The sequence below is a fragment of the Streptomyces sp. NPDC016851 genome, from assembly GCF_055562795.1.
The window spans coordinates 55249-81798 of the sequence record NZ_JBVHEP010000025.1; the positions used below are offsets into that span (position 1 = coordinate 55249).

General features: G+C 71.3%; 22 protein-coding genes and 1 pseudogene. 4 read left to right on the forward strand and 19 right to left on the reverse strand.

All coding sequences use genetic code 11. The features are described 5' to 3' along the window. Positions 1–144: 144 nt before the first annotated feature. Positions 145–1485, forward strand: a complete 1341-nt coding sequence (gene murA, locus ACZ3I3_RS32405; RefSeq protein ID WP_467370846.1) for a UDP-N-acetylglucosamine 1-carboxyvinyltransferase — start codon at positions 145–147, stop codon at positions 1483–1485. A 104-nt stretch (positions 1486–1589) separates the two neighbouring features. Here murA and ACZ3I3_RS32410 read toward each other — a convergent pair whose 3' ends face one another. The 9 genes from ACZ3I3_RS32410 to ACZ3I3_RS32450 form a co-directional block, all read right to left on the reverse strand. After that, positions 1590–1871: an HU family DNA-binding protein gene (locus ACZ3I3_RS32410; RefSeq protein WP_003990598.1), complete on the reverse strand. Its 282-nt coding sequence runs from the start codon at positions 1869–1871 to the stop codon at positions 1590–1592. Positions 1872–2181: 310 nt separating this feature from the next. Then, entirely contained in the window at positions 2182–3612 is a 1431-nt protein-coding gene (locus ACZ3I3_RS32415) for an NAD-dependent malic enzyme (protein ID WP_467370848.1), read from the reverse strand. 355 nt (positions 3613–3967) lie between these two features. Further along, entirely contained in the window at positions 3968–6253 is a 2286-nt protein-coding gene (locus ACZ3I3_RS32420) for a HelD family protein (protein ID WP_467370849.1), read from the reverse strand. A gap of 60 nt (positions 6254–6313) precedes the next feature. Then, the gene (locus tag ACZ3I3_RS32425) at positions 6314–7141 is read right to left on the reverse strand and encodes an anti-sigma factor family protein (RefSeq protein WP_467370850.1); all 828 of its coding nucleotides are present in this window, start codon (positions 7139–7141) and stop codon (positions 6314–6316) included. Beyond that, the gene (locus tag ACZ3I3_RS32430; RefSeq protein WP_010039908.1) at positions 7141–7662 is read right to left on the reverse strand and encodes a sigma-70 family RNA polymerase sigma factor; all 522 of its coding nucleotides are present in this window, start codon (positions 7660–7662) and stop codon (positions 7141–7143) included. The genes ACZ3I3_RS32425 and ACZ3I3_RS32430 overlap by 1 nt, the downstream gene beginning before the upstream one ends. Before the next feature lie 373 nt (positions 7663–8035). Then, positions 8036–8629 carry a CGNR zinc finger domain-containing protein gene (locus tag ACZ3I3_RS32435; protein ID WP_467370852.1) on the reverse strand — a complete coding sequence of 198 codons (594 nt, stop codon included), beginning with the start codon at positions 8627–8629 and terminating at the stop codon, positions 8036–8038. Between the two features lie 176 nt (positions 8630–8805). After that, entirely contained in the window at positions 8806–9957 is a 1152-nt protein-coding gene (locus tag ACZ3I3_RS32440; protein WP_467370854.1) for a uroporphyrinogen-III synthase, read from the reverse strand. A 116-nt stretch (positions 9958–10073) separates the two neighbouring features. Continuing rightward, positions 10074–11459, reverse strand: a complete 1386-nt coding sequence (locus ACZ3I3_RS32445) for a nitrate/nitrite transporter (protein WP_467370856.1) — start codon at positions 11457–11459, stop codon at positions 10074–10076. Positions 11460–11645: 186 nt separating this feature from the next. Then, positions 11646–12710 (reverse strand): hypothetical protein, encoded by a 1065-nt coding sequence (locus ACZ3I3_RS32450; RefSeq protein WP_467370858.1) that lies wholly within the window; start codon positions 12708–12710, stop codon positions 11646–11648. A gap of 135 nt (positions 12711–12845) precedes the next feature. Here ACZ3I3_RS32450 and ACZ3I3_RS32455 point away from each other — a divergent pair, with 135 nt between their 5' ends. Further along, positions 12846–13388, forward strand: a complete 543-nt coding sequence (locus tag ACZ3I3_RS32455) for a hypothetical protein (protein ID WP_467370860.1) — start codon at positions 12846–12848, stop codon at positions 13386–13388. Here the strand turns inward: ACZ3I3_RS32455 and ACZ3I3_RS32460 are convergent. From ACZ3I3_RS32460 to ACZ3I3_RS32505, 10 genes and pseudogenes are all read right to left on the reverse strand, one after another. Continuing rightward, positions 13371–13961 (reverse strand): hypothetical protein, encoded by a 591-nt coding sequence (locus ACZ3I3_RS32460; protein ID WP_467370861.1) that lies wholly within the window; start codon positions 13959–13961, stop codon positions 13371–13373. The genes ACZ3I3_RS32455 and ACZ3I3_RS32460 overlap by 18 nt on opposite strands. Positions 13962–13969: 8 nt before the next feature. Further along, positions 13970–15361, reverse strand: coding sequence for a hypothetical protein (locus tag ACZ3I3_RS32465; RefSeq protein ID WP_467370862.1), 1392 nt, complete (start codon positions 15359–15361; stop codon positions 13970–13972). Then, positions 15358–15660 (reverse strand): hypothetical protein, encoded by a 303-nt coding sequence (locus ACZ3I3_RS32470; RefSeq protein ID WP_467370864.1) that lies wholly within the window; start codon positions 15658–15660, stop codon positions 15358–15360. The genes ACZ3I3_RS32465 and ACZ3I3_RS32470 overlap by 4 nt, the downstream gene beginning before the upstream one ends. After that, a complete protein-coding gene (locus ACZ3I3_RS32475) occupies positions 15657–16286 on the reverse strand; it encodes a hypothetical protein (protein ID WP_467370865.1) in 630 nt (209 codons plus the stop codon). Before ACZ3I3_RS32475 ends, ACZ3I3_RS32470 begins: the two co-directional genes overlap by 4 nt. Positions 16287–16366: 80 nt before the next feature. Continuing rightward, positions 16367–17668, reverse strand: coding sequence for an acyltransferase family protein (locus tag ACZ3I3_RS32480; protein ID WP_467370866.1), 1302 nt, complete (start codon positions 17666–17668; stop codon positions 16367–16369). Then, a complete protein-coding gene (locus tag ACZ3I3_RS32485; protein ID WP_467370868.1) occupies positions 17665–19863 on the reverse strand; it encodes a polysaccharide deacetylase family protein in 2199 nt (732 codons plus the stop codon). Before ACZ3I3_RS32485 ends, ACZ3I3_RS32480 begins: the two co-directional genes overlap by 4 nt. A gap of 358 nt (positions 19864–20221) precedes the next feature. Next, positions 20222–21229, reverse strand: coding sequence for a hypothetical protein (locus ACZ3I3_RS32490; RefSeq protein WP_467370870.1), 1008 nt, complete (start codon positions 21227–21229; stop codon positions 20222–20224). Between the two features lie 167 nt (positions 21230–21396). After that, a pseudogene (locus ACZ3I3_RS32495) lies at positions 21397–21693 on the reverse strand (LysR family transcriptional regulator); the annotation flags it as partial. A gap of 108 nt (positions 21694–21801) precedes the next feature. Then, positions 21802–22656: a hypothetical protein gene (locus tag ACZ3I3_RS32500; RefSeq protein WP_467370871.1), complete on the reverse strand. Its 855-nt coding sequence runs from the start codon at positions 22654–22656 to the stop codon at positions 21802–21804. Between the two features lie 12 nt (positions 22657–22668). Beyond that, positions 22669–22914 (reverse strand): hypothetical protein, encoded by a 246-nt coding sequence (locus ACZ3I3_RS32505; protein ID WP_467370873.1) that lies wholly within the window; start codon positions 22912–22914, stop codon positions 22669–22671. Positions 22915–23282: 368 nt separating this feature from the next. On the opposite strand from ACZ3I3_RS32505, the gene yicI reads away from it, so the two are divergent. Continuing rightward, entirely contained in the window at positions 23283–25538 is a 2256-nt protein-coding gene (gene yicI, locus ACZ3I3_RS32510) for an alpha-xylosidase (protein ID WP_467370875.1), read from the forward strand. Then, positions 25538–26509 (forward strand): LacI family DNA-binding transcriptional regulator, encoded by a 972-nt coding sequence (locus ACZ3I3_RS32515; protein WP_467370876.1) that lies wholly within the window; start codon positions 25538–25540, stop codon positions 26507–26509. The genes yicI and ACZ3I3_RS32515 overlap by 1 nt, the downstream gene beginning before the upstream one ends. Positions 26510–26550: the final 41 nt, after the last annotated feature.

The window sequence follows — 26550 nt, forward strand, 5'->3', positions numbered from 1 at the left end:
TGACCCCACGTGCCCGGCACGGAACCGTTCGTGTTGTGACAGAGCTATGACGTGGCTGGGTCTGACTCAGGCTTACGGAAGGGGGGTGCAGGGCGATTACCCTTTCCCCCTGGCCCCTGCCCGACTCCACGGAACGCGAGATTCATGACCGTCAACGACGATGTCCTGCTTGTCCACGGCGGAACCCCGCTGGAGGGCGAGATCCGTGTCCGCGGTGCGAAGAACCTCGTACCGAAGGCAATGGTGGCAGCGCTGCTGGGCAGCGCCCCGAGCCGCCTCCGCAATGTTCCGGACATCCGTGACGTACGGGTCGTACGGGGCCTGTTGCAGCTGCACGGTGTGACGGTCCGTCCGGGGGACGAACCCGGCGAACTGGTGATGGATCCGACGCGCGTGGAGAGCGCGAACGTCGCTGACATCGATGCCCACGCCGGTTCGAGCCGTATCCCGATCCTCTTCTGCGGTCCGCTGCTGCACCGCCTCGGCCACGCGTTCATCCCGGGCCTCGGCGGCTGCGACATCGGCGGCCGGCCCATCGACTTCCACTTCGACGTGCTGCGGCAGTTCGGCGCGCGGATCGAGAAGCGGGCGGACGGGCAGTACCTGGAGGCGCCGCAGCGGCTGCGGGGCACGAAGATCCGGCTGCCGTACCCGTCCGTCGGCGCGACCGAGCAGGTCCTGCTGACGGCGGTGCTCGCCGAAGGCGTCACCGAGCTCTCGAACGCGGCTGTCGAGCCGGAGATCGAGGACCTGATCTGCGTCCTTCAGAAGATGGGCGCCATCATCGCGATGGACACCGACCGGACCATCCGCGTCACCGGTGTCGACAAACTCGGCGGCTACACCCACCACGCCCTCTCCGACCGCCTGGAGGCCGCCTCCTGGGCGTCCGCCGCGCTGGCGACCGAGGGCAACATCTACATCCGGGGCGCCCAGCAGCGCTCGATGATGACGTTCCTGAACACCTACCGGAAGGTGGGCGGGGCCTTCGAGATCGACGACGAGGGCATCCGCTTCTGGCACCCCGGCGGCCAGCTGAAGTCCATCGCGCTGGAGACGGACGTCCACCCGGGCTTCCAGACCGACTGGCAGCAGCCGCTGGTGGTCGCCCTGACCCAGGCCACGGGCCTGTCCATCATCCACGAGACGGTCTACGAGTCCCGCCTCGGCTTCACGTCCGCCCTGAACCAGATGGGCGCGCACATCCAGCTCTACCGCGAGTGCCTGGGCGGCTCGAACTGCCGCTTCGGCCAGCGCAACTTCCTGCACTCGGCCGTCGTCTCCGGCCCCACCAAGCTCCAGGGCGCCGATCTGGTCATCCCCGACCTCCGCGGCGGCTTCTCGTACCTCATCGCGGCGCTGGCGGCCCAGGGCACGTCCCGCGTCCACGGCATCGGCCTCATCAACCGCGGCTACGAGAACTTCATGGAGAAGCTCGTGGAGCTCGGTGCGAAGGTCGAGCTGCCGGGCAAGGCGCTCGGGTAGCGACGCAAGCAGTGACGCCAAAGGGGCGGCCACCCGGTTCGGGTGGCCGCCCCTTTGATGTCACTCACTGTGGTTCGTACACCGTCGGCGTACGAACGGCAGGGTTACTTGCCCTTGGCGGCTTCCTTGAGCTTGGAGCCCGCGGAGACCTTCACGCTGTAGCCGGCCGGAATCTGGATGGGCTCGCCGGTCTGCGGGTTGCGGGCGGTGCGAGCGGCACGGTGGGTGCGCTCGAAGGTCAGGAAGCCGGGGATGGTGACCTTCTCGTCCCCCTTGGAGACGATGTCGCCGACCACGTCGGCGAACGCGGCCAGAACGGCGTCGGCGTCCTTGCGGGTCACCTCGGCGCGGTCGGCCAGCGCGGCCACCAGCTCACTGCGGTTCATGTTGTTACTCCCGTGTTCATCTTGCCGTTGAGGCGTCAGATCGAAGCCGATGCTGCCAGGGTCCTCCGTGAGTCCCCGGACCCGGGTCCGTCGTCAGACCCTCGCGCCCAGGGACGCATCCTGCCTCTACCTGCGGCGGGAAAGCCAATCCGGCACCCGCAGGAGTCGTGAGAACACCCTTGGGAGTCACACGAAAAGAGGGCCTGAGCCTGGCCGACACGATAGAGGGCGGCCCAAGGGGTGGGGTTCCCCGACGCGCCGTTGCCAGGCCAGTCGTGGCAATCCTCACAGCGGCCGCAGGGCTGTCGCCCTACGGCTGCGAGGTCGTCGCCGCCGCGCCGACCGCCTTCGCGGCCTCCCGCACCGCCCCGGCGACCGCGCCCGCGACCTTGTCGTTGAAGACGCTCGGGATGATGTAGTTCGGGTTCAGCTCGTCCTCGGTCACCACGTCCGCGAGGGCCTTCGCCGCCGCGAGCATCATCTCGGTGTTGACCGTACGCGACTGGGCGTCCAGCAGGCCGCGGAAGACACCCGGGAAGACCAGCACGTTGTTGATCTGGTTCGGGAAGTCGGAACGGCCGGTGGCCACAACGGCCGCGGTCTGACGGGCGATTGCCGGGTCGACCTCGGGGTCCGGGTTCGCGAGCGCGAACACGATGCCACCCTCGGCCATGGCGGCCACGTCGTCGCCGTCGAGGACGTTCGGGGCCGAGACGCCGATGAAGACGTCCGCGCCGCGCACGGCCTCCTTGAGCGTCCCGGTCAGGCCTTCGGGGTTGGTGTTGTCGGCGATCCAGCGCAGCGCCGAGTCCGGGGCGGCGTCCACCAGGTCCTCGCGGCCGGCGTGCACGACGCCGTGGATGTCGGCGACGACGGCGTTCTTGACGCCCGCGGCGATCAGCAGCTTCAGGATGGCCGTACCGGCCGCGCCGGCACCGGACATGACGACGCGGATGTTCTCGATCGCCTTGCCCGTGACACGCAGGGCGTTCGTGAGGGCGGCGAGGACGACGATCGCGGTGCCGTGCTGGTCGTCGTGGAAGACGGGGATGTCGAGGGCCTCGCGCAGCCGGGCCTCGATCTCGAAGCAGCGGGGGGCGGAGATGTCCTCCAGGTTGATGCCCGCGAAGCCCGGGGCGATCGCCTTGACGATCTCGACGATCGCGTCGGTGTCCTGGGTGTCCAGGCAGATCGGCCAGGCGTCGATGCCGGCGAACCGCTTGAAGAGGGCCGCCTTGCCCTCCATCACGGGCAGCGCCGCCTTCGGGCCGATGTTGCCCAGACCCAGCACGGCCGAGCCGTCCGTCACGACCGCAACGGAGTTGCGCTTGATGGTGAGGCGGCGGGCGTCCTCGGGGTTCTCGGCGATCGCCATGCAGACGCGGGCGACACCCGGCGTGTAGACCATGGACAGGTCGTCACGGTTGCGGATGGGGTGCTTCGACGCCATCTCGATCTTGCCGCCGAGGTGCATGAGGAAGGTCCGGTCCGAGACCTTGCCCAGCGTGACGCCCTCGATGCCGCGGAGTTCCTCGACGATCTCGTCCGCGTGCGCGGTCGACGAGGCCGCGATGGTGACGTCGATACGAAGCTTCTCGTGACCGGATGCGGTGACGTCGAGGCCGGTCACCGAGCCTCCGGAGGACTCCACGGCGGTGGTGAGCTGCGAGACGGCGGTTCCGCTCGCGGGCACCTCCAGCCGGACCGTCATCGAGTAGGAGACGCTGGGCGCCGTTGCCATGGCCGACTTCCTCTGCTTTCACTGACCCTGAGTTGTGCCGTCCGATCGTCGCACCTACCGCTGAGTAGCAGGTAGCCACCCTCGATTGCGAACGTTTTGTTCGCGGAACAGGCCAGCAAAAAGAGACCCACGTCACGATGGACGCGGGTCTCTTCGGAAGAAGGTGGCACCGACCCGCCATGCTCGCCTCGCGGCAAGTGGTCGCTCGTAGCGACGATGGTTGGGCCCGGGGGCTTGGATCGGGCCGGTGCCACATCCAGGCTAACAAACAGATCCCGTAAGGCCATTCCCGTACCGGGAGTTCATTTCGCCGGCAACTGGGTAGCGGGGCGCGGTCCCGCCGGACGGACCGGAATCAGTCCCTGAGCAGGTCCGGTACCCCCGCCGCGTCGGGCTCGTCCCGGTCCGCCGAGACGACCGTGAGCTGCTGGGTGGCCCGCGTGAGTGCGACGTAGAGCACACGCAGGCCGGCCGGGGACTCGTCGGCGATCTCCGCCGGGGAGACCACGACCGTCGCGTCGTACTCCAGGCCCTTCGCCTCCAGGCTGCCGAGAGCCACGACCCGGTCGCCGAGCCCGGCGAGCCAGCGCCGGGCCTCCTCGCGGCGCTGCATGGCGACGACCACGCCGACCGTGCCGTCGACGCGCTCCAGCAGCCGGGCCGCCTCGGCACGGACGGTTTCGGCCAACGTGCCGTCCACGACCGTGAAGCGCGGCTCGACGCCGGTGGAGCGGACCGCCTTCGGGGACGCGGAGCCCGGCATGGCGAGGGCCAGCACCTTCGAGGCGAGCTCGGCGATCTCAGCCGGGTTGCGGTAGTTCACGGTGAGCTCGAAGCGGCGGCGCGGGCGGGTGCCGAGGGCCTCGTCGCGGGCCTCGGCCGCCTCGTCCGGGTCGGACCAGGACGACTGGGCCGGGTCGCCGACGACCGTCCAGGTGGCGTGCCGGCCGCGGCGGCCGACCATGCGCCACTGCATCGGGGTGAGGTCCTGGGCCTCGTCGACGATGACGTGCGCGTACTCGGTGCGCTCCTGCGCGAGGCGCTCGGCGCGCTCGCGCTGCGACTCCTCGCGCACCGGCATCAGCTCCTCCAGGCCGGTGAGCTGGTCGAGCGGGTCGAGTTCGCGCCTCTTCCGGGGGCGGGGCGGGGCGCCGAGGACGGCCTGGAGCTCGTCGAGCATCGCGATGTCGTGCACCGAGTGGCCGTCGCGCCTGAGGGAGCGGGCGACCTTGCGGATCTCGCCGGGGTTGAGGATCCGCCGGGCCCAGCGGCCGAGGCGCCGCTCGTCGGCCATGGCGTCCAGGACGGCCGCCGGGGTCAGCTCGGGCCACCACGCGTCGAGGAACGCGATGAAGGCGTCCTCGGAGGTGATGTCCTCGTCGAAGGAGGAGCGCAGCTCGGCGGCGAGCTCCGGGTCGGTGTGCCGGCCCGCCGCGCCGGACTGCTCCCACAGGGCGTCCAGGAGGAGCTTGCGGGCGCGCGGACGCAGCAGGTTGACGGGGGCGGTGCCGCCGAGGGCGGCGCGCCGGATATCCGCGAGCTGCTCGGCCTCCAGTTCCAGGCGGCGGCCGAAGGCCACCACGCGCAGCCGGGCCGGTGAATCGTTCAGCTCCAGGGCTCCGCGCGCGGCCTTGCGCAGGACCTTGAGCATGCGGGACGAGCCCTTGGCGCGGGCCACGGCCGGCGAGTCGTAGAGCGTGGCCTCGGCGCCGTCGACGAGGGAGCCGATGGCGCGGATGGCGACCTGGCCCTCCTCGCCGAGGGAGGGCAGCACGCCCTCGGTGTAGGCGACGAGCAGCGGGGTCGGCGAGACGATCAGGATGCCGCCCGCGTACCGGCGCCGGTCCTGGTAGAGGAGGTAGGCCGCGCGGTGCAGGGCGACGGCGGTCTTGCCGGTGCCCGGGCCGCCCTCGACGTACGTCACGGAGGCGGCGGGGGCGCGGATGACCAGGTCCTGCTCGGCCTGGATGGAGGCGACGATGTCGCGCATGGTGTGGCTGCGGGCCTGGCCGAGCGCGGCCATCAGGGCGCCGTCGCCGATGACGGGCAGTTCGTGACCGTCGAGGAAGGCCGTCAGCTCGGGGCGCATCAGGTCGTCCTCGACGCCGAGCACCCTGCGGCCCTTGGAGCGGATGACCCGGCGGCGGACGACGCGGCCGGGGTCCACGGGCGTCGACCGGTAGAAGGGGGCGGCGGCCGGGGCCCGCCAGTCGATGACCAGCGGGGCGTAGTCCTGGTCGAGGACGCCGATGCGGCCGATGTGCAGCGTCTCGGCGATGTCGGCGGTGTTGTCCTCGCGGATCGCGCCCTCGGCGGGTTCGACGGCGGTGTACGCGCCGTCGGGGCCCTTCTTGCCGTCCTTGCCGCGCAGCAGGTCGATGCGGCCGAAGAGGAAGTCCTCGAACTCGTTGTTCAGCCGACTGAGGTGTATGCCGGCCCGGAAGACCTGGGCGTCCCGCTCGGCGAGCGCGCCGGGCGTGCCGACCTGGCCGCGCTGGGCCGCGTCGTTCATGAGGAACTCGGCCTCGTGGATCTTTTCCTCGAGACGCCGGTACACCCGGTCCAGGTGTTCCTGTTCGACGCTGATCTCTCTGTCTCTCAGGGAGTCGAGCGCGGTTTCCTGTGGAGCCTGAGCGGCCACCGGGCCCCCTTCTGACGTGCTGGGCAGCCGTCCACCGTACGCGAAGGGGACCCGGTAAGGCTACGCGTCGACCTCGACCAGCCGCTTGCCGTCGAAGGTCACTACCTCGAAGTGGTCGATCTCGTTCGGCTCGAAGGCGGCGCCGCCCTGGACGTACAGGGGCTCCTTGGCCTTCTCGGACTTGGCGTCCGGGAGACCGTAGCCCCATTCCGGGACGGACCAGGAGGCCAGGGTCTCCCGCTCGCCGTTCTTGCCCACCGCGACGACGGCGCACTTGAGCGGGCCCTTGACGTTCTTCAGTTCCAGGACCATTCCGGTGCCCCAGTCCTTCTTCTGGACTGCGACGGTCGCGGAGACCTTGGTGTTCGGGTCGGTGGCCGTGATCTTGTCGGAGATGCCGTCGAAGGCTTCCTTGGCGGGGCTCGCGGCGAGCGGGCGGTTCTCGGCGCCGCCGCCGTCACCGCCGCTGTTCGTCGCGACCGCGACGAAGGGGCCGCCGATGATCAGCGCGCCGGCCGCGGCCACCATGTAGAAGCTGCGGCGGCGCTTCTGGGCGCGGCGGTCGGCGACCTCGTCGACCAGCTTCTCCACCAGGCGCGGGCGGGGCTTCGCGGACAGCGACTCGCCGATCGCGGGTGTGCCCGAGCCGGGCAGGTCGGCGAGGGCGGCGAGCATGGGCTCCATGCCGGCCAGCTCGTCGAGCTGCTGGGCGCACCATTCACAGGTCGCGAGGTGGGCTTCGAAGGCGGTCGCTTCGGCGTCGTCGAGGATGCCGAGAGCGTAGGCGCCGACGGTCTCGTGCTCGTTCGGCACCGGAGATTCCTGCATGGGTCCAGACATACCCATGCCTCCCGTACCGAACCCCTGGTTACCCCCGTAAACACTCATCACGCCGTCACCCCCCGCTCCTCCAGTGCCAGCTTCATCGAACGCAGGGCGTAGAACACCCTGGAGCGGACGGTGCCGCTGGGTATGCCCAGGGTTTCGGCCGCCTCATTGACCGTACGCCCCTTGAAATACGTCTCGACGAGCACCTCCCGGTGGGCGGGGGTCAGGTCGTCGAGTGCGTCCGAGAGAGTCATCAGCCACAGCGCCTTGTCGATCTCGTCCTCCGCGGGGATGACCTCCAGCGGCGACGGGTCGACCTCCTGCGGCCGGGCCTGCCGGCTGCGGTGGCCGTCGATGACGATGCGCCGGGCGACCGTCACCAGCCAGGGGCGTACCGATCCGGTCGCTCGATTGAGCTGTCCGGCGTTCTTCCAGGCACGGATGAGCGTCTCCTGCACGACGTCCTCGGCGCGCTGCCGGTCTCCGGCGACCAGGCGCAGGACATAGGCGAGCAGGGGTCCGGCGTGTTCGCGATAGAGCGCACGCATCAGCTCCTCGTCGGGTTCCGAGGGCTGGGACATGCGATGTCGGGCCCTCGGTGCACGTTCATTGGCCACGACGGAATCCTTGCGCACGCCCACCTCCGGTGTCCGGGGGTTCCCCCAGTCGGTCGCTCCACAAGCCGTACGGATGCGAGGCGTTGGGTGTTCAAAGAGGCGTGACAGATTTCTTCGAAGTGACGTGACGAGCGGGACATGGGAGCACATTCCCACCCCGCGTTCTTTACATTTCCGCCACACCGACGCGATCAAGCCAGGCTTTCCCTACGGGTCCGTAGGTAAACGGCATGTAATCGAAATCACTTCGACAGCACGTCCGCAGAAGTCGCATTTAGGACAGGGAAATTGGGTGCAGCGACCACTCAACGCCTTTGCCGCGGAGGGCAAAAGGGACTTAAGGCCGTGTGAGTGCCGCGCGGCGGCGGTGCCGGGCGACCCGTTCGCGGTTCCCGCAGACCTCGCTGGAGCACCAGCGCCTCCTGCGCCCCCGGGAGGTGTCGAGGTACACGATCGGGCAGTTGTCGCCCTCGCACTGGCGCAGGGCAGCGCGGGCGACGGGGTCGGTCAGCAGGTCCACGGCGTCCCGGGCGACGGCCGCGAGCAGGGCGGGGCAGCCGGGCGGGCCGTCCAACCGCCGTACGAGTTCGCCGTCTCCACCGCGGACCGCGCGCGGGGCGGGGGGCGCCGTACGGGCGAGGTCGTTGACGCGCGCCAGCGCGAAGTCGTACGCCCGGGCTCCGGACCCCGGCCAGCCCCGCACCAACCGGTCGATCTGGCCGCGCAGTTCGCGGAAGGCGACCAGCCAGGCGGCGTCGGCGTGGGCGAGGGCGGTGTCCGCCGGGACCAGCCCGGAGCCGGTGATCCAGGCGCGGAGCACGTCCACGGAGTCGAGCCGTTCCTCCGGATGCGTGGTGGAGAGCAGGTCGAGGCAGATCCGCCCGGCATCGAAGCGCAGCTCGTACGGGGCCGTGGCCGTACCCAGTGCCATGTGCCTGTCACCGCCTATAGGGGTGCACCCCGGTCGCGAGAGCTCGGTGAGGTGCCAGTGAGAGGGCTGGGAAACCGTTCCCTCTTACAGTGCCTGCCCACTCCGGCGCCGGGAACCCCTCGCACCGGCCGCTCGCGGGTCGGCGTGGCGGTATCCCGCTCAACCCGCGGACGCTCTCATGCGTCCGCGTACTTCGTCTCCGCCGCCGGGTCCAGGGCGAGGCGGTAGCCCCGTTTGACCACCGTCTGGATCAGTTTCGGGGTGCCGAGGGCCGTGCGGAGACGGGCCATGGCCGTCTCGACCGCGTGCTCGTCGCGGCCGGAGCCGGGCAGGGCGCGCAGGAGTTCGGCGCGCGCGACCACCCAGCCGGGGCGGCGGGAGAGGGCGCGGAGCAGGGACATGCCGGCGGGCGGCACGGGCTTGAGGTCGCCGTCGACCAGGACGGCGTGCCCGCGGATCTCCACCCGGTGCCCGGCGATCGGCAGCGCGCGTGCCCGGCCGGGCAGTTCCTTGCACAGGAGCTGGACGAGGGGGCCGAGCCGGAAGCGTTCGGGCTGGACCGTGTCGATGCCGCGGGACTGCAACGGCAGGGCGGTGACCGGGCCGACGCAGGCCGGCAGTACGTCGTGGCTCATGGCCTCCAGTACCTCCGGGAGCATCCCGCGCTCCTCCGCACGGGAGAGCAGGGAGGCCGCGGCCGGGGCGCTGGTGAAGGTCAGCGCGTCCACGCCCCGGGACACCGTGGCGTCCAGCAGGCGGTCCACCGGGGCGATGTCCTCCGGCGGCATCCACCGGTAGACGGGCACGCCCACGACCTCGGCCCCGCCCTCGCGCAGCGCCTCCACGAACCCGGGCAGCGGCTCACCGTGCAGCTGGATCGCGATGCGCTGCCCGTCGACGCCCTCCTCCAGCAGCCGGTCGAGCACCTCGGCCATGGACTCCGACGACGGCGACCACTCCTCCGTCAGCCCGGCGGCCCGGACCGAGCCCTTCACCTTGGGGCCGCGCGCCAGGATCCGTGCCCTGCCGAGCCGTGCCAGCAGATCGTCGCCGAGCCCCCAGCCGTCGGCGGCCTCGACCCAGCCCCGGAAGCCGATCGCGGTCGTGGCGACCACGATGTCCGGCACCTGGCGGATGAGCTCCTTCGTCGCGCCCAGCAGTTCACTGTCGTCGGCGAGCTGCACGATCCGCAGGGCAGGGGCGTGCATGACGGCGGCGCCGCGCCGCTGGAGAAGCGTCCCCAGCTCGTCGGCCCGGCGTGCGGCCGTCACGCCCACGGTGAAACCCGCCAGGGGTCCGTGGTCCGGTCGCTGTTCTTCCTCGTACATGGCTCTCGTCCCGCACTCGAGTCGTCGTACTGATGGGTACGGCGTACCTACATGCCGATCGAGCCTGTCAACGGCTCGTGACAGGCTCGGATCGGCTTGATGTCGACGGTGTTACGTCACACCCTGGCGTAGCTGAGCTGCGGCTCCGCCTCCGAGGTCGCCGTCGTGGCGGGTACCCGGGGGGTCGTGCGGCGAAGGTATACGGCCCAGGTGACCGCGAAGCAGACCGCGTAGAAGGCGAGGAATGCGACGAAGGCGCCGGTGCCGGAGCCGTAGGAGAGGAAGGACTGGCGGAAGGCGAGGTTGATGCCGACGCCGCCGAGCGCGCCCACCGCGCCGATGAGTCCCATGGAGGCGCCGGAGAGGCGACGCCCGTAGGCAGCGGCCGCTTCACCCTTCAGCCCCTTGGCGAGGGCCTTGTTCTGGAAGATGCCCGGGATCATCTTGAACGTCGAGCCGTTGCCGAGCCCGCTGAGCACGAACAGCACCACGAAGGCCACGGTGAACAGCGCCAGCGACTTCTCCATCGAGGCACCGATCAGGACCGCCGTCGCGACGCCCATGCCGACGTAGTTCCACAGGCTGATCTTCGCGCCGCCGTACTTGTCGGCCATCCAGCCGCCCAGGGGCCGGATCAGCGAGCCGAGGAGCGGACCGATGAAGGTGACGTACGCCGCCTCCAGCGGGGTGCGTCCGAACTGGTTCTGGAGGACCTGCCCGAAGGCGAAGCTGTAGCCGATGAACGACCCGAAGGTGCCGATGTAGAGGAAGGACATGATCCACGTGTGGGCGTCCCGCGCGGCGTCCTTGGCGGCACCGGTGTCGTTCTTCACGTTCTCGATGTTGTCCATGAAGAGCGCGGCCATGACGGCGGCCACGAGGATCAACGGGATGTAGATCCCGAGCAGCACCCGCGGCCCGCCGCCGGCGCCGATGATCGCGAGCGCGGCCAGCTGGATCACCGGTACGCCGATGTTGCCGCCGCCCGCGTTCAGACCGAGGGCCCAGCCCTTCTTCCGCAGCGGGAAGAAGGCGTTGATGTTGGTCATGGAGGAGGCGAAGTTGCCGCCGCCGATGCCGGCCAGCAGGCCGACGAGCAGGAAGGTCGAGAAGGAGGTCCCCGGCTCCATCACCGTGAACGCGGCGACGGTCGGGACGAGGAGGAGACCGGCCGAGATGATCGTCCAGTTCCGGCCGCCGAAGAGCGCGACGGCGAAGGTGTAGGGGACGCGGACGACGGCGCCGACCAGCGTGACCATCGAGGTCAGCATGAACTTGTCGGCCGGGGTCAGCCCGTACTCGGGGCCCATGAAGAGGACCAGGACGGACCACAGGGTCCAGATCGAGAACCCGATGTGCTCGGAGAGGACGGAGAAGAAGAGGTTCCGGCGGGCGACCTTCTCGCCCGTCTCCTTCCAGAAGGTCTCGTTTTCCGGATCCCAGTGCTGGATCCAGCGTCCGCCCCTGCTCGGGGGTGCGGGTGCCGTGCCAGGGCCTGTCATGACGCCTCCACTTGCTCCGGGACTCGGTCGTTCCATGAGTGCTGATCCCGAAGGTAGGGAGGGCGCGTTTCGTGACTGTGCCAGCGGGTGACCGCAAGGGAACTTTGCTCTCACCCCGGCTTGGGGCGGGATGAGAGGTTCCGTGGCTTCGGGACAGCTTTGCGGGGCCTGTCCGTGTGGATTCTGCTACCTGGGGGGCTGCTGTTGCTGAGGGTACGGCTGGGCGTACGGGCCGGGGGGCTGCTGAGGGGGGTACGGGGCAGGGGCGGGCTGGGCCGCGTACGGGCCCGGCGCGGGCTGGCCAGGGGCAGGCTGGCCTCCGTATGGACCGGCGGCCGGCTGACCTCCGTACGGACCAGCGGCAGGCTGGCCCCCGTACGGGCCCGGCGCGGGCTGGGCGGGGTACGGACCGGGAGCCGGCTGGCCGGGGTAGGGACCGGGGGCGGGTTGGGCGTACGGCCCCGGCGCCTGCTGGCCGTACCCCGCGGGGGCGCCTGCGGCCGGGGCGGGCATCCCGCCGGGCTGCCCCGGCACTCCCGGCTGACCCGGCACTCCGGGCTGACCGGGCTGACCCGGCGCACCCGCGTACCCCGGCGTCCCGGCCGCCTGCCCGCCGCCGTACGGCCCTGCCGCGAACGGATTGCCCTGCCCCGGCAGCTGCGCCCCGGGCGGCAGGTACCGCACCCGCCCGTTCTCCTCGGTCACCGGCATGAAGCCGGCCGCCTGCAGGCGCGCGGCGAACTTCGTGTTGCGCTTGCGCGTGACCAGCAGCCCGATGCCGAGGATCGCCATGATCACGAGCCACACCGCACCCGCCGCGATGAAGTCGAAGGCCTCACCGCCGAACCGGAAGCCGAGGACCACGCAGCCGATCGTGACGCCGAGCGCCCCGTAGCCCATGCGCTTCTCGGCGTTCTTGCCTGTGAGGTCGAAGTTGATGCGGGCCTTGAGGAGCTCGAAGGCGTCGGGCACGAGCGGCGGGAGGGAGACGCCGTCGGACGCGTTGGGGTACTGCGCCCAGTTCTGTGCGGCCCGGGCCCGGGCCTGCGGGCTGGGGTCGGGCAGGATCAGCATGGTGAGCGCGCCGTTGCGGCCGCTGCTCTGCCGGACGTCCGCGTACTCGTAGCCGAACTGCTGGGCGAGGAACGCCAGCCGGGCGAGCTTCTTCACGGATGCCATCGGGCTGGTGAGCTCGACCGGTTCTCCGCTCGCCATCAGCCGCAGCATCTTCTGTGTCTGCCGCTTACTCATTCCACCGCTCCCCCGGACGCCCACTGGGCACAGTTGTTCACATGCGCAACCCGGGCAGTTTTCCACACCGGGAAAGCCCGGGGGAACGGGGTCCCGTTATCCTCTAGCGGACCCCACACGGGAAGGGGAGAGTCCATGTCCGCTGAGTCGGGGGCCGAACGGCCCGAGACGCGGCGCCCGCAGCGCTCCTTTGCCGCGAACGTGGCCTTCGGAGCGGGCATGCTCCTCGTACTGGCGACGGCGACGCTCGGCGCGTTCGCGGCCGTGGCCCTGCTGGGCGGGGCGGTGGACACGGCCCCACTGTCGAGCATGGTGCCCGAGGACGGGAACAACGCCCTGGTCGTGGGCGGCATCGCGATCGGCGGGCTGACCGGGCTGATGCTGCCGGTGATCCTCTTCGGCATGGTGCGCGGGAACGAGACCACGCCCCGGGTCGGCCCGGTGGCCGCGGCCCGCAAGGTGCTGGCCGTGCTGGTGTTCGACGTCTGGCTGCTGGCCGTGGCGCTGCTCGTCGCCCAGCTGGGGTGGTTCCTGCCGGCTCAGCTCACCACCGTCGTGGCCGTGTTCGCCGTCGGGTTCAGCTGGATGCCGCTGGCGATGGTCCCCTGGGAGCGGTTCGGGCTCGGGGATGTGCTCGGCAAGCGCCGGGGTTCCGCCGCGTCACGCCAGGCGGAGTGAGTCCGCCAGCTCGTCGGCGACCTTGACGAGTTCCGCGCCGAGTCCGAGGGACGTCCACAGCAGCCGGCACTCCAGCGCGGTGGGGTGCTGCCGCGGCAGCACGTAGTGGGCCACTCCCTCCACGACGGTTCCGCCGTCCGCGTCCGGGTCCGTCGGCTCCTGGCGGTGCACGCGCAGGGCCGGTCCCAGGGGCAGCTCGACCTCGGTGAGGATCTGCTCCCCGCCGAAGTACGGGCCTTCCGCGCGTTCCGCCTCGGCCCGGAAGGCGGCCAGGGTCCGGAACTCCGCCGCGACGGTCAGCTCCCGCACCGTGCAACTGGCGACGACGGGCCCGTCCTGCGGTGCCAGGACCGCCGCGCACAGGGCACCCTGCCGCACGGCCGCGCCCCAGTACCAGAGCAGGTCCGCCGCGAAGGCCTCCCGCCACGGCTCGGGGACGTCACCGCCGAGGTGCTGTCCGGCGAGGGTGCGCGCCCAGTCCTCGGGGTCCTCGCTCTCCAGGTCCAGGACCAGCCAGTTGTGGTGGGCCGGCAGCGCGACCCGGCACTCCCGCCAGTCCGCCGGGTTCGTCATGGCCGGGCTCACCGTCCGGCCAGGGACGCGTCGGGGCCGGTGACGTCGATCTCCGGCTCGCCGCCGAACAGGCCGACGAAGCTGTTGGTGTCGGAGGCCGCGCCCGTCCCGGTGCCGCCGAGGCCGACGGCGTTGTAGGCCATGGCCTGCTTGAACGCGTCGGGCGTGCCGATGAACCGCAGGTCCGCCGGGTCGATGTTCTTGATGCGCGCGAGTTCGTCGACCATGCCCGGGCCCGCGTACATGCTGGCCAGGCCGCGCGGCCCGGCGGCGTTGTAGGCGTCGCGGGCCGCCGAAAGGTTGTCGCCGACCTTGAACAGGTCCCGCCAGTTGCCCCGGATGCTCGCCAGGTCGTCCGCGAAGGAGCTCGGCAGTCCGCGGAAGGCCGCCCTCAGGCCCACGTCGGGCAGGGCCGCCCCGGGGCGTGCTCCGGCCCGCGCCCCGACCATGGACTCGACGAGCGCGCGGCGCGCGGCCGAGTTCATGCCCGGGTTCCAGCCGCGCACGTACTGCGTGGCCGCCGTCCAGACGCGGCTGCGTCCGACGGTGGCGGCGGCCTTGGCGCCCGCGGAGAAGACGCGCCCGATGCCGAACGTGGCCAGGCCCAGCACGTCGATCGCCACGTCGCCCCAGGAGCCGTCGCCGTTGATGGCGAGCAGCACATGGCAGACCAGTGAGATCGCGGTCATGACCAGGGCGATCGTGCCGAGCACACCGGCCAGGGCCTGTCCGATGACGGGGATCCAGCCGACGAGCAGGGACAGCACCCCGCAGACGGCGGCGATGGCTCCCGTGATGTCGCTGACGAGTTTCAGGGTGTCGCGCAGGTCGTCCAGCCAGCCGTCGTTGAGGCCGTCGCCCTCGGTGGTGTCGTGGATGCGCTTGGCGGCCTTGTCGCCGGCCTCCTTGTGACGGGTCTTCAGCTTGCCGAGCTGGCCGCGCAGCCCGTCCAGTCCCTCCTGGAGGTCGGTGACGGCCTTGTCGAGCTTGTCATGCCCGGCGTCGTCGGTGCCCTTCGGCGGGTTGTCCGCCTTTGACTTGGCGGTGGAGAGGCTGTTGTGCTTGGTCTCCGCCTGGCTGAGGAGTTTGTCCGCCTCCTCCTGGATGGTCTCCAGGTCGGTGGAGTAGTCCTTGAGGGCGACTCCGGCGTCCGCGTAGCGGTCGTAGGCCTTGCTCACGGTCTTGGCGGTGTCGGTCGCCTTCTCGGCGAAGGCGCGGCCGGCCTCGGAGTCCCAGCTCTCCAGGTCGCCGATCCGGCGCAGCGCGTCGGCGGTCTTGGTGATGGTCTCGGCGGTGGCCGTGAACCGGCGGGCGAGGGCCTTCATGTCGGTGACGTCGCCGGGCACGGGGTCGCCGCTCTCCCCCAGCACCTCCCACCGGTGGTCGGCGGGGCGGGTCACTTCTTCTTCCCTTTGCCCGTGAGCGCGTCGTACAGCGCGGTGTCGAGCGCGGTGTACGCCTTCCCGGCCTCCTGGGCCATCTTCCCGAGCCCCTGGATCTCCTCGATCATCTTCTTGCGGTTGTCGTCCCAGCCGTCGGAGAACTCCTGCAGCCGGTCGTGCAGGGTCTGGTGGCCGACCGTTCGGCGGTCGTAGGCGTCCATGAGCTTGTCGAGCCCTTCCAGCTCGGTCGCCACCGTCCGCAGGCCGGTTCCGGCCGTGTCGAGATCCTGCGTCGAGACCCTGAGCTTCCCGGTCACTCCCGCTCCTCCCCCGCCCGCTCCTCCTGGCGGTGCTGCCAGCGCAGGGTTCCGGCCACCGCGTCGAACAACTCCACCATGGCGTCCGCGATCGGCTCCAGCGGTGTGCTGAACGTCAGCATCAGCACCTCGTCGCGGTCCGGGACCGGCACGAAGTACTCGACGACGGTGTCCTCGAACTCGGAGCCCAGCTTGCGCGACTGCTTCGTCCGCTCCTGCCGCCGCAGCCGGGCCGCGCGCCCCACGGCGGGCAGCGTCTCCAGCGTGACCTCGCCGGAGCCGGCCAGGGCGGCGACGGCGTCCAGGCCGTCGAACTTCTCGTACAGGCGGGAGACCAGCAGAGAGGCCGACAGCGGGATGCCGCCGGCCTCCAGGAACGACAGGTACAGCACCACGCCGCCCTGCTGGACGGCGGCCTCGGCCGTGCCGAGCAGCTGCTCCTCGGCCCTGCGGCGCAGGACCGGCTGGTCGTCGACGCCCGCGAACTGCCGCTTGACCAGGGCGCTCACGGACGCCGCGCGGCGGTCGGCGGGCAGGAGCGGGATGCGGTACCAGTCCTCGGGCGTGATCAGCCCGAAGACCGGCGCACGCGGTCCGGCCGGCTCAGCTGTCGGTGCTCGTCTCACTGTCGTTCTCTCACCTGCGACCGAAAAGGGGCCCTGGACAAGGGCCGCTCATCGTCCGCCCCCGCCGATGACGGCCCAGCTTAGCTGCCGGTCGCCGCCCGCCTCCGGGTCCCTCGAACCCTCACCCGAGGCGCACTATTCGGCCACAACCTGGGTTTCCGCTTCGCCGCGACGTCCTCGACCCAGCCGAACGCCAGGGTCGCCGCGCCGATCAGGGGCCAGACCAGGACGAACATCCAGATCGTGTACGTGGAGTCCAGGGCGGACACCCCGCTGTCGCTCTGCAGGAACGGCAGTTCGTAGAGGAGGTCGAGGATCGGGACCGTCGCCATGATGAGGAGGTTGTGCCAGAGGTAGATCGTGACGGCGCGGTTGTTGGAGAGGGTCACGAGCTTGTCCCACCTGGCGAGGCGGCCCGGGAGTTCGCGCCAGGACGGGGAGTACTGGAGCAGGATCACCACGAAGCCGAAGGACCAGGCCGCCTGGGCCAGGGGGATGTCGTTCAGGTCCCAGCCGTCGGGGCCCAGGTGGCCGGAGGCCCACCACAGGCCGAACGCCATCAGCAGGGACGCGCAGGAGATCGACAGGTAGCGGGGGATCTGCTTGAGCAGGCCCTCGTGGTGGGCGAAGCCCAGGACCCAGCAGCCGCCGTAGACCGCGAAGTCCGTCACCGCGTTGCCCGTCTCGCCGGGGATCTTCACCAGGCCCGTGCCGACGACCGCCGTGAGGCCCAGGGGCGCCAGCAGCGTCGGCCACGGTGCCCGGCGGAACGCCCACAGCAGCAGCGGGGAGGCGATGACGAACCACAGGTAGGCCCGCAGGTACCACAGCGGACCGGCCGCCTGCACGGCCCAGGTGTCCTCCAGCAGGCCGGACTTGGCGCCGAGGTGCCAGGGGAAGGGCGGGGCGCCGACGGGGAAGACGTAGTTGACCAGGTCGATCAGGCCCCAGGTGCCGCCGTGGTCCGGGTCCTTCAGCGGGTTCCAGCCGCCCGCGAACATCATCGCCAGCACCACCACGCTGAACACCCAGAGCGGGGGCAGGAGCCGGCGGATCCGGCCCCGGATCACCCCGAGCGCAGGGCGCTTCAGCGAGCGCGCCATCAGGGAGCCCGCCAGCGCGAACATCACGCCCATCGACGGGAACAGCACCGTCAGCCACGCCCAGCCGAACAGGTGGTAGACGACGACGCGGACCAGGGCGATCGAGCGCAGCAGGTCCAGGTAGCGGTCACGGCCGCCGCCCTGGCGTGGCGCCGTGTCCGGGGCGGTTCCGCCCGTGGCCGCGGGGTCCGTCGTGCGCTGCTGCGGGATGCCGTACGACGGCGGCCCCGGCAGGCCGGACGTTTCCGACGACGTGGGGATCGGGTTCGTGTGGGTCATGCCACCGGCCTCCGCTCGCCGCTGCTCTGGGACCGCTGGCGCGGCACGGGGCCGCCGCCGGGCGCGTCGACCACACCGGTGCGCCGCAGCTTCTGCCAGCGCAGCCGGCCGCCGGTGAGGGCGGTGATCCAGGACTGGAGCAGGACGACATACATCAGCTGTCGGTAGAGGATCTGCTGCAAGGGCAGGGAGATCAGATGCGTCATGCGCTCACGATCGAGTCGGAAGGCGTAGGCCGCGCAGACCGCCTGGATGGCCAGGACGCCGAGCCACGCGATGATCGTCTTCTGGGTCGGGCCGAACACGAGGCCGTAGACGAGGAACACGTCGATCAGCGGGGCCAGCAGGGGCGCCACGACCATGAAGAGGGACACCAGCGGCAGGCCGACACGGCCGAAGCGGCCCGAGGGGCCCTTGTCGACCAGGGCCCGGCGGTGCTTCCAGATGGCCTGCATGGTGCCGTACGACCAGCGGTAGCGCTGGGACCACAGCTGCTGGACGGTCTCGGGCGCCTCGGTCCAGGCTCGGGCGTTCTCCGCGTAGACCACGCGCCAGCCGTCGCGGTGCAGGGCCATCGTGATGTCGGTGTCCTCGGCGAGCGTGTCGTCGCTCATGCCGCCGACCCGTTCCAGCGCGCTGCGGCGGAAGGCTCCGACCGCGCCGGGGATCGTCGGCATGCAGCGCAGGACGTCGTACATGCGGCGATCGAGGTTGAAGCCCATCACGTACTCGATGTGCTGCCAGGCGCCGATGAGGGTGTCCTTGTTGCCGACCTTGGCGTTGCCCGCGACCGCGCCCACCCTCGGGTCGCCGAAGGGCTGCACGAGTTCACGCACGGTGGACGGTTCGAAGACCGTGTCGCCGTCCATCATCACGATCAGGTCGTAGCGGGCGTTGGCCACACCGCGGTTGAGCGCGGCCGGCTTGCCCGCGTTGAGCTGGCGGACCACCCGGACGTTGGGCAGGCCCATGGCCTCGACGATCCGTGCCGTGCCGTCGGAGGAGCCGTCGTCGATGACGAGGACCTCGATGGGGTGGTCACTGGCGGCGAGGGAACGGACCGTGTTCTCGATGCACTTGGCCTCGTTGTACGCCGGGACCAGGACCGACACCGGTTCGGTGATCGGCGGCCCCCAGCTGAAGCCGCGGCGGCGCACCCGGCGTGCGTGCAGCCCGGAGAGCACCAGCATCAGGACGAAGCGGCCGATGACGAGGGTGCCGACGATCGCGAGGCCGACGACCAGCCCGTCGGTGAGATGCTCCGAGGCCTGCACCAGGAAGATCCATGCCGTGCCCTTCCACCGGTCGATGCCGGTGACCTGGGAGTGCGCGCTCGGGGCGTCGAGGGCCTCGGTGAGGTTGTCGAACGCGTAGCCCTTCTCGCGCAGGTCGGGCAGCATGCGGTCCAGTGCCGCGACGGTCTGGTGGCGGGCGCCGCCGGAGTCGTGCATCAGGACGATCGCGCCCTTGCCGCCCTTGGGCGTGGCACGGCGGACGATCTCGGCGACGCCGGGCTTGCGCCAGTCCTCGCTGTCGGTGTTGTTGACGACGGTGATGTAGCCGCGGCGGCCGATGTACTCGGTCACCGGCCAGGACTTGTTGTCCATGGCGGCGGCGAAGGAGGAGTACGGCGGCCGGAAGAGGGAGGTGCGGATGCCCGCCGCGCCCGAGAGGGCGAGCTGGTTCTGGGACAGCTCCCAGTCGATGCGCTTCTTGGACTGGTAGGACAGGTCGGGGTGGTTGAAGGTGTGCAGACCGACCTCGTGGCCTTCCTCGACCATGCGCCGGACCAGGTCCGGGTAGCGCGAGGCCATGGTGCCGGTGACGAAGAAGACGGCGTGCGCGTCGTGCTCCTTCAGTACGTCCAGGACCTTCGGCGTCCAGACCGGGTCCGGACCGTCGTCGAAGGTGAGGACCAGGTGACGGTCGGGCACGCGCAGGCTCTCCGTGCGGCCGCTTCGGGTGTCGATGACCGGGCCGCCGTTCATGATCTCCTCCGGCACCTGGTCGGTGGCCGCGGGCGGCCGGACCCGGTGGTCGGCGAGGATCTCGCTGTGCACGTAGCCGCGCAGCATGAGCATGGCCATCAGCGCCATGAGGACGAGCAGGGGCAGCAGCAGGCGCAGGGGCAGGCGGCGCCTGGAGCCGCCTCGTGCTCGGGGCGCGGGCCCGGAACGGCGGGTATGGGATGCCATGGGTGGTGGTACTCCGGGGTGGTGCGGGGGACGAAGTGCTGCGGGGACGGGGTGGTGCGGGGACGGGGCCGGCGCGCTGCGTGGCGTGATCAGGTCCCTGCGCTCCAACGGGACGGGGAGCTCCGGGCCTGAGATCGGGAGATCCGGGGGGACTCCCCCCCCGGATCTCCCGTGAGGGCGGACGCGGTGGGCGCTGCCCTCGCGACCGAGTGCTGGGTGTGTCCGCGAAGTCCCGTCGTCCGCCCGGAGGGCGGGGCCTGCGGCGTTCAGTGCGTGCTCCGGGGGTACTCCCTGCCGCTCGAAGAGCTTGGGGAGCGTGCCGGGCGTCGCAGGGCGGGCGGGGCTCTACGGACGCCCTCTAGACGGCGGGTGGCTGCGCCACGGGTGGCTCCTCGACGGGCGGCTGGGCGACGGGCGCCGTCTCGGGCGGGCCTTCGGCCACCGTGTCGGTGCCGTCGCCGGCGCCCGTGGGCTCGGTCGGTTCCGGCGTGGGCTCGACGGTCGGCGTGGGGTCGGTCGCGGGCGTGGTCGCCGGGTCCGCCGGCTTGGTCGGGGTCGGGTCCGTCACGGCCTTCCCAGGGGCCGGTGCGGTCGGGGTCGCCGTCGGCGAGGGCTTGGCGGTCGTGCCGGAACGGGCCGGGCCCGCGGATGCCGCGGGTTCGAGGGCGCTGGGGCCGGACGCAGGTGGCGTGGCCGCGTCGGTCGCCGGCGCGCTGCCCGGGGCGGTGACGCCCGTGTCACCGGCCGGTGCCGACTCCGTGGGCTGCGGCGGGATGTCGACCTGCCCGGCCGGCCGGCCCTCCTGCTGGCCCGGTACGGGCAGCCAGGGCGCGTTGGAGTTGCCCGACAGCACCGTGGCGACGATGACGACGGCGTAGACCCCGCAGGCCAGGGCGACGGCTATGCCGATCCGGCGGAGGCGACGGCTGCGGCGACCGGACTCGTCCACGAAGACGGGCCGGTCGGCGGTGCCCGCGCCGGTGCCTTCCTTGGCCTGGCGTACGAACCCGTCCCCGAGCTGGACGGCGTCGAGCTGGACGGTGACCTCGTGCGGGTCGTGGGCGTGCGCGGCCCGGACGTGCCCGACCGGGTCGGCGTCCTCCTGCCAGGGGTCGCGGACGGTCGGCCGGGTACCGGAATCCGCCGCGTACGAGTCGGCCTCGCCCTCGCTCTGCCGGGGAATGCCGCGCAGTATCTCCGTCAGCTCCGTCCCTGCGGACGGGCGGGTACCCGACACCTGGACCTCGCCGCCGGAGAACACCTGGGTGGCTCTCCGGTCCCGGGCTCTGCCGTCCGCGAGGAGTTCACCGGTCGCCGCTGCGACCTCGGGCCATTCGGGTTGGGCGTCTTCTCGCCACGGATTCACACGCACGCACTTCCCCCCACGGGATGGTTCAGGTGCGCTTGCGACCTGAGCACCCGTCGTTCGGACCGGGTCCCCAACCCGTCCCAAGCGCCCCCATTACCACACCGTGCTCAGACGTCGAATGTAGCGCACGCGGAGGATATGTGCGGACCACGTGCGGAATCGTGTCAGTAGCGAGACACCATGAGGACCTCATCGGTGGCCGGAACCCACCCGCCGTCGGGCCTGCGCAGCCACCCCTCCTTCGCCGCGAGCCGCGCCGCCGCCCGCCGCAGCGCGTCGAGCGCGGGGTGCGTCAGGCCCCTGCGCCACACCAGCGACACGGGAGAGAGCGGAACCGGATCGACCCGCTGGAACTCCTCCTCCCCGACGGCCAGTGGCACCGGTGGCGCGATCTCGATGCCCCGCCCCTCGAACAGCAGCCGCACGAGGCCGGTCCACTCCGGCGTACGGAGATTGCCGGCCGGCCGAAGGCACGCAGGAGCCGGGGGCCGAGGTGGCCGCATGCCGTGAACCCACAGCGGCGGGCTGCCCGCCCGGTCCCCCGGCTCCCCGGCGCCCCTGCGGCCTCCTCAGCCCCCGGCCACCCGCTCGGGCCCTTCGCCCTCACCCACACACTCACCGGATACCGCCGTACCGGAACCCGCACCGGCCACTTCGCACCCCGGAACCTCCCCACCGGAGAGCTCCCTCGACCCGACCTGCCCCAGGCGGTGCCGAGGCACCGGCGTACGCACGGGCGGACGCGTCAGCGTGATCTGGCGGACGACCTGCTGGAAGCACGCCAGCGCCGCCAGTCCGGGCAGGGCCGCGGCCGCGGTACCGAGGACGGTCCTCGGCGCCTGGGCGACGCACAGCAGTACCGCGACGCACGAGAAGACCAGCACCACACACCAGGAGTGCACGGCACGGCGCTGGTGCAGCGCGGCCCGCAGGACGGACAGGGACGCCACCAGCCAGGGCCCGTACACCAGCAGGGGCCACCAGGTGCGCAGGCTGCGCTCCGCCGGGGACACGGCGACGAGGCGCAGCGGGTCGTAGGCGACCATGCCGCTCAGGAGGCCCACCGCGGAGGCGATGACGGCCGTCAGGGCGGCGACGAGGAAGCTGGTGGCGCGGAACACGCCCGGTGCTCTGCGGGCCCGGACCTTGCGGTGGCGCCGGGGGACGTCCCGCACGGGCGGCAGTTCCTCGGTGATGTCCTGGAGCCGCTGCATGCGCTCGCCGGGGGCCGGGTCCGCGGGGGCGGCCGGTGCCGCGTCGCGCGGGGCGGGGATCCTCGGCCCCTGCTCCCCGAGTGCCTCCTCGAGGATGAACGCCAGTTCCTCGGCAGGGTCCCAGGTCGGATCCGGTGGTGTCAGCGGGGTGACGAAATCCCGGGTGGGCGCCCGGTGCCTGCCGGAGCCCTCGATTCCTTTGTCGTACATAGCGCGGCCCGACTATTCCGCAAGCGCGAAAGCAGGCCATTCCGTCGCACTGATCCACCGCCGGGCGAGATCCTTTTCCAGCACGCACATGGCATCGATGAAATCGCGCAGTACCGGCTCGGTCACCTGGAGCGCGACCGGGCAACCGGCCTTGGTGAGCGTGCCGTTGACGGTGGCCGACGAGTGCGCTGGAGCGGGAATGTAGGTGTAGGGGCCGAGCGTTACCGCCCAGCCTTCTTTCCTGGTCGCCTCGGTCATGTACCGACTAACCGTCGGCCCACTTCGGCGGATGCGCGGCAAAAGAGTGAAGGATTTCCCGGTTGAGCATCTTTTCCGTGCGCCATTAAGGACTCTCCATATCGCTGTATGAAGAACAAACAGCGAACATTTCCCGCCAGTCCTACAACCCGGGTGCGTGACTCCGCACCGGACAGGTGTTGGACCACCCGGTCGCCACCGGGCGACGGTGGCCGTGGCCCTGGCCTTGCCGCCCGCCGGTGCGTCGAATCGCTTCACCGATCACCGCACGTCCCATTGACGCCCTCACGCACCGCCCATACGTTCTTTCGTCGAAGCGCTTCGACGTCGCCTGCCGCCCCGCGGGCACGGGAAGAAGGACCCCCCACATGAAGTTCACCGACGGCTACTGGCTGCTCCGGGAGGGCGTCACCGCGGCGTACCCGGCCGAGGTACTCGACGTCACCGAGTCGGACGGCACGCTCGAGATCCACGCGCCGACCCGGCCCGTCCGCTCCCGCGGGGACTTGTTGAAGGGCCCCGTGCTGACGCTCCGCGCGCACTCGCCCATGCCCGACGTCATCGGCCTGACGCTGACGCACTTCACGGGAGGCGTGCCGCGGGGACCCGAGTTCGAGCTCACCGGGTCGGGCGCCGCCCCGCGGATCTCGTACGACGACGAGCACGCGACCCTGACCTCGGGCGAGCTGTCGGTCCGGGTGGCCCGCCGCGGCCCCTGGCAGGTCGAGTTCCGCGCGCGGGGCCGCACTCTCACCAGCAGCGGTCAGAAGAGCATGGGCATCATGCGGGACGCGAGCGGCGCGCACCACCTGCGCGAACAGCTGGTCCTCCAGGTCGGCACGTCCGTCTACGGCCTGGGCGAGCGCTTCGGCCCGCTGGTCAAGAACGGCCAGGTCGTGGACATCTGGCAGGCCGACGGCGGCACCTGCAGCGAACAGGCCTACAAGAACGTTCCCTTCTTCCTCACGGACGCGGGTTACGGCGTCTTCGTCGACCACCCGGGCAAGGTGTCCTTCGAGGTCGCCTCGGAGGTCGTGTCCCGGGTGCAGTTCAGCGCGGAGACGCAGGAGCTGACGTACTACGTCGTCCACGGCCCGACCCCGAAGGAGATCCTGCGCAAGTACACGGCCCTGACCGGCCGTCCGGCCCTGCCGCCCGCCTGGTCGTTCGGCCTGTGGCTGTCGACGTCCTTCACGACGTCGTACGACGAGAAGACGGTGACGTCCTTCATCGAGGGCATGCGGGAACGCGAACTCCCGCTCTCCGTCTTCCACTTCGACTGCTTCTGGATGCGCGAGTTCCACTGGTGCGACTTCCGGTGGGACGCCCGGGTCTTCCCCGACCCGGAGGGCATGCTGGCCCGGCTGAAGGCCCGTGGCCTGCGCGTCTCCGTGTGGATCAATCCGTACATCGCCCAGCGCTCCCCGCTGTTCGCGGAGGGCAAGGCGCTCGGGCATCTGCTGAAGCGCCCGGACGGCAGTGTCTGGCAGTGGGACCTGTGGCAGCCCGGCATGGCCCTGGTCGACTTCACCAGCCCGGCCGCCCGCGACTGGTACGCCGGCAAGCTGGAGGCGCTGCTCGCGCAGGGCGTCGACTGCTTCAAGACCGACTTCGGCGAACGGGTGCCGCTCGATGTGGCCTGGTCCGACGGCTCCGACCCGGAGCGGATGCACAACTACTACACGTACCTCTACAACCGCACGGTCTTCGAGGTGCTGCGCAAGCACCGGGGCGAGGCGGAGGCCGTCCTCTTCGCCCGCTCGGCGACGGCGGGCAGCCAGCAGTTCCCCGTGCACTGGGGCGGCGACTGCGAGGCGACGTACGAGTCGATGGCCGAGTCGCTGCGCGGAGGCCTGTCCCTCGGGCTGTCCGGCTTCGGCTTCTGGAGCCATGACATCGGCGGTTTCGAGGGCACTCCGACACCGGCCCTGTTCAAGCGCTGGCTGGCCTTCGGCCTGCTCTCCTCGCACAGCCGCCTGCACGGCAGCGGCTCCTACCGCGTCCCCTGGCTGTTCGACGAGGAGTCGGTAGAGGTCGCACGCCACTTCATCCGGCTGAAGCTGCGCCTCATGCCCTACCTGTACGAGACGGCCCGGACCGCCCACACCGAGGGCGTGCCGATGATGCGGGCGATGGTGCTGGAGTTCCCGGACGACCCGGGCTGCGCGCACCTGGAACGGCAGTACATGCTGGGCCCGGACCTCCTCGTGGCGCCGGTGTTCAGCGACGAGGGCGACGTCACGTACTACGTCCCCGAGGGCGCCTGGACGCACTTCCTCACCGGCGAGCAGGTGACGGGCCCGCGCTGGGTGCGCGAGCGGCACGCCTTCCTGAGTGTGCCGCTGCTGGTCAGGCCGGGTGCGGTGATCCCGGTGGGCGCGGTGGACGACCGCCCGGACTACGACCACGCCGACGGGGTGACGCTGCGGGCGTACGGCCTGCGGCCCGGTGACGAGACGACGGTGCGGGTCGGGGACGTGACCTTCACGGTGGTACGCGAGGGCGACACCCTGCGGGCCACCTGCGGCGACCCGGCGGCCCCCTGGGCGCTCGCCACCGCCGGCCAGGAGACCCGGGCACCGGCCGGAACCGGCACCCTGACCTTGGGACTGGAGCCGTCCTGATGGTGAGGATCACGGACGTGGCGCGCCGGGCCGGGGTCTCCCCCAGCACCGTGTCGTACGCGCTGAGCGGCAAGCGCCCGATCTCCGACGAGACCCGGCGCAGGGTCGAGGCGGCGGTCCGGGAGCTGGGCTACCGACCGCACTCGGGCGCACCGGCGCACGGCAGGCCGAAGGTCCTGGCCGTGGCGGCGCCGCTGCGCGCCGGCGTCCACGTACCGGCGCTGATGCGTGTGACGGAGTCGGTGGTGACGGCGGCACGCGGGTACGACCACGACGTCCTGCTCCTCACCCATGAGGAGTGCCTGACCCGCGTCGGGGAATCGGCACCGGCGGACGCGTTACTCGTCATGGACATCGGCCTGCACGATCCGCGTCTCCCCCGGCTCCGCTCCCTGAACCGCCCCTGCGTCCTGCTCGGCCTCCCCGCCGACCCGCAGGGTCTGACCTGCCTGGACCTGGACTACCGGGCAGCGGGCGAGGCGTGCGTGGACGACCTGGCCCGCCTCGGCCACCGGACGGTGGCCCTGGTCAGCTCGCCGCCCGAGGTCCACCTGCGCGGCACGGCCTCGGCGCACCGCCTGGTCGAGGGCTTCACGGCCGCGGCCGACCACCGCGGGCTGACGTCCTCGGTGCACCCCGCCGAGTCGGCCCCGGCCGCGGCCCACCCCGTCGCGGACCGGCTGCTGCGCGAACACCCCGCCCTGACGGCCGTGGTCGTCCACAATGCCCCGCTCCTGGAACCCCTGATCATGGCCTTCCGGCAGCTCGGCCTCCGTGTCCCCGAGGACCTGTCGATCACGGCCGTCTGCCCCGACGACCCCGCGACGGTCACGTCGGTCGCCCTGCCGGCCGGCGAGCTGGGCACCCGAGCGGTGGAACTGCTGATGGCGCAACCGCACGGCACGCCCGTGCCGGAGACGACACTGCTGCCGCCGCGGCTGACCGAGCGGGCGAGCACGCGCCAGGCATGACACAGGCCCCGCCGCTCGTAAGCGACGGGGCCTGTGCCCAC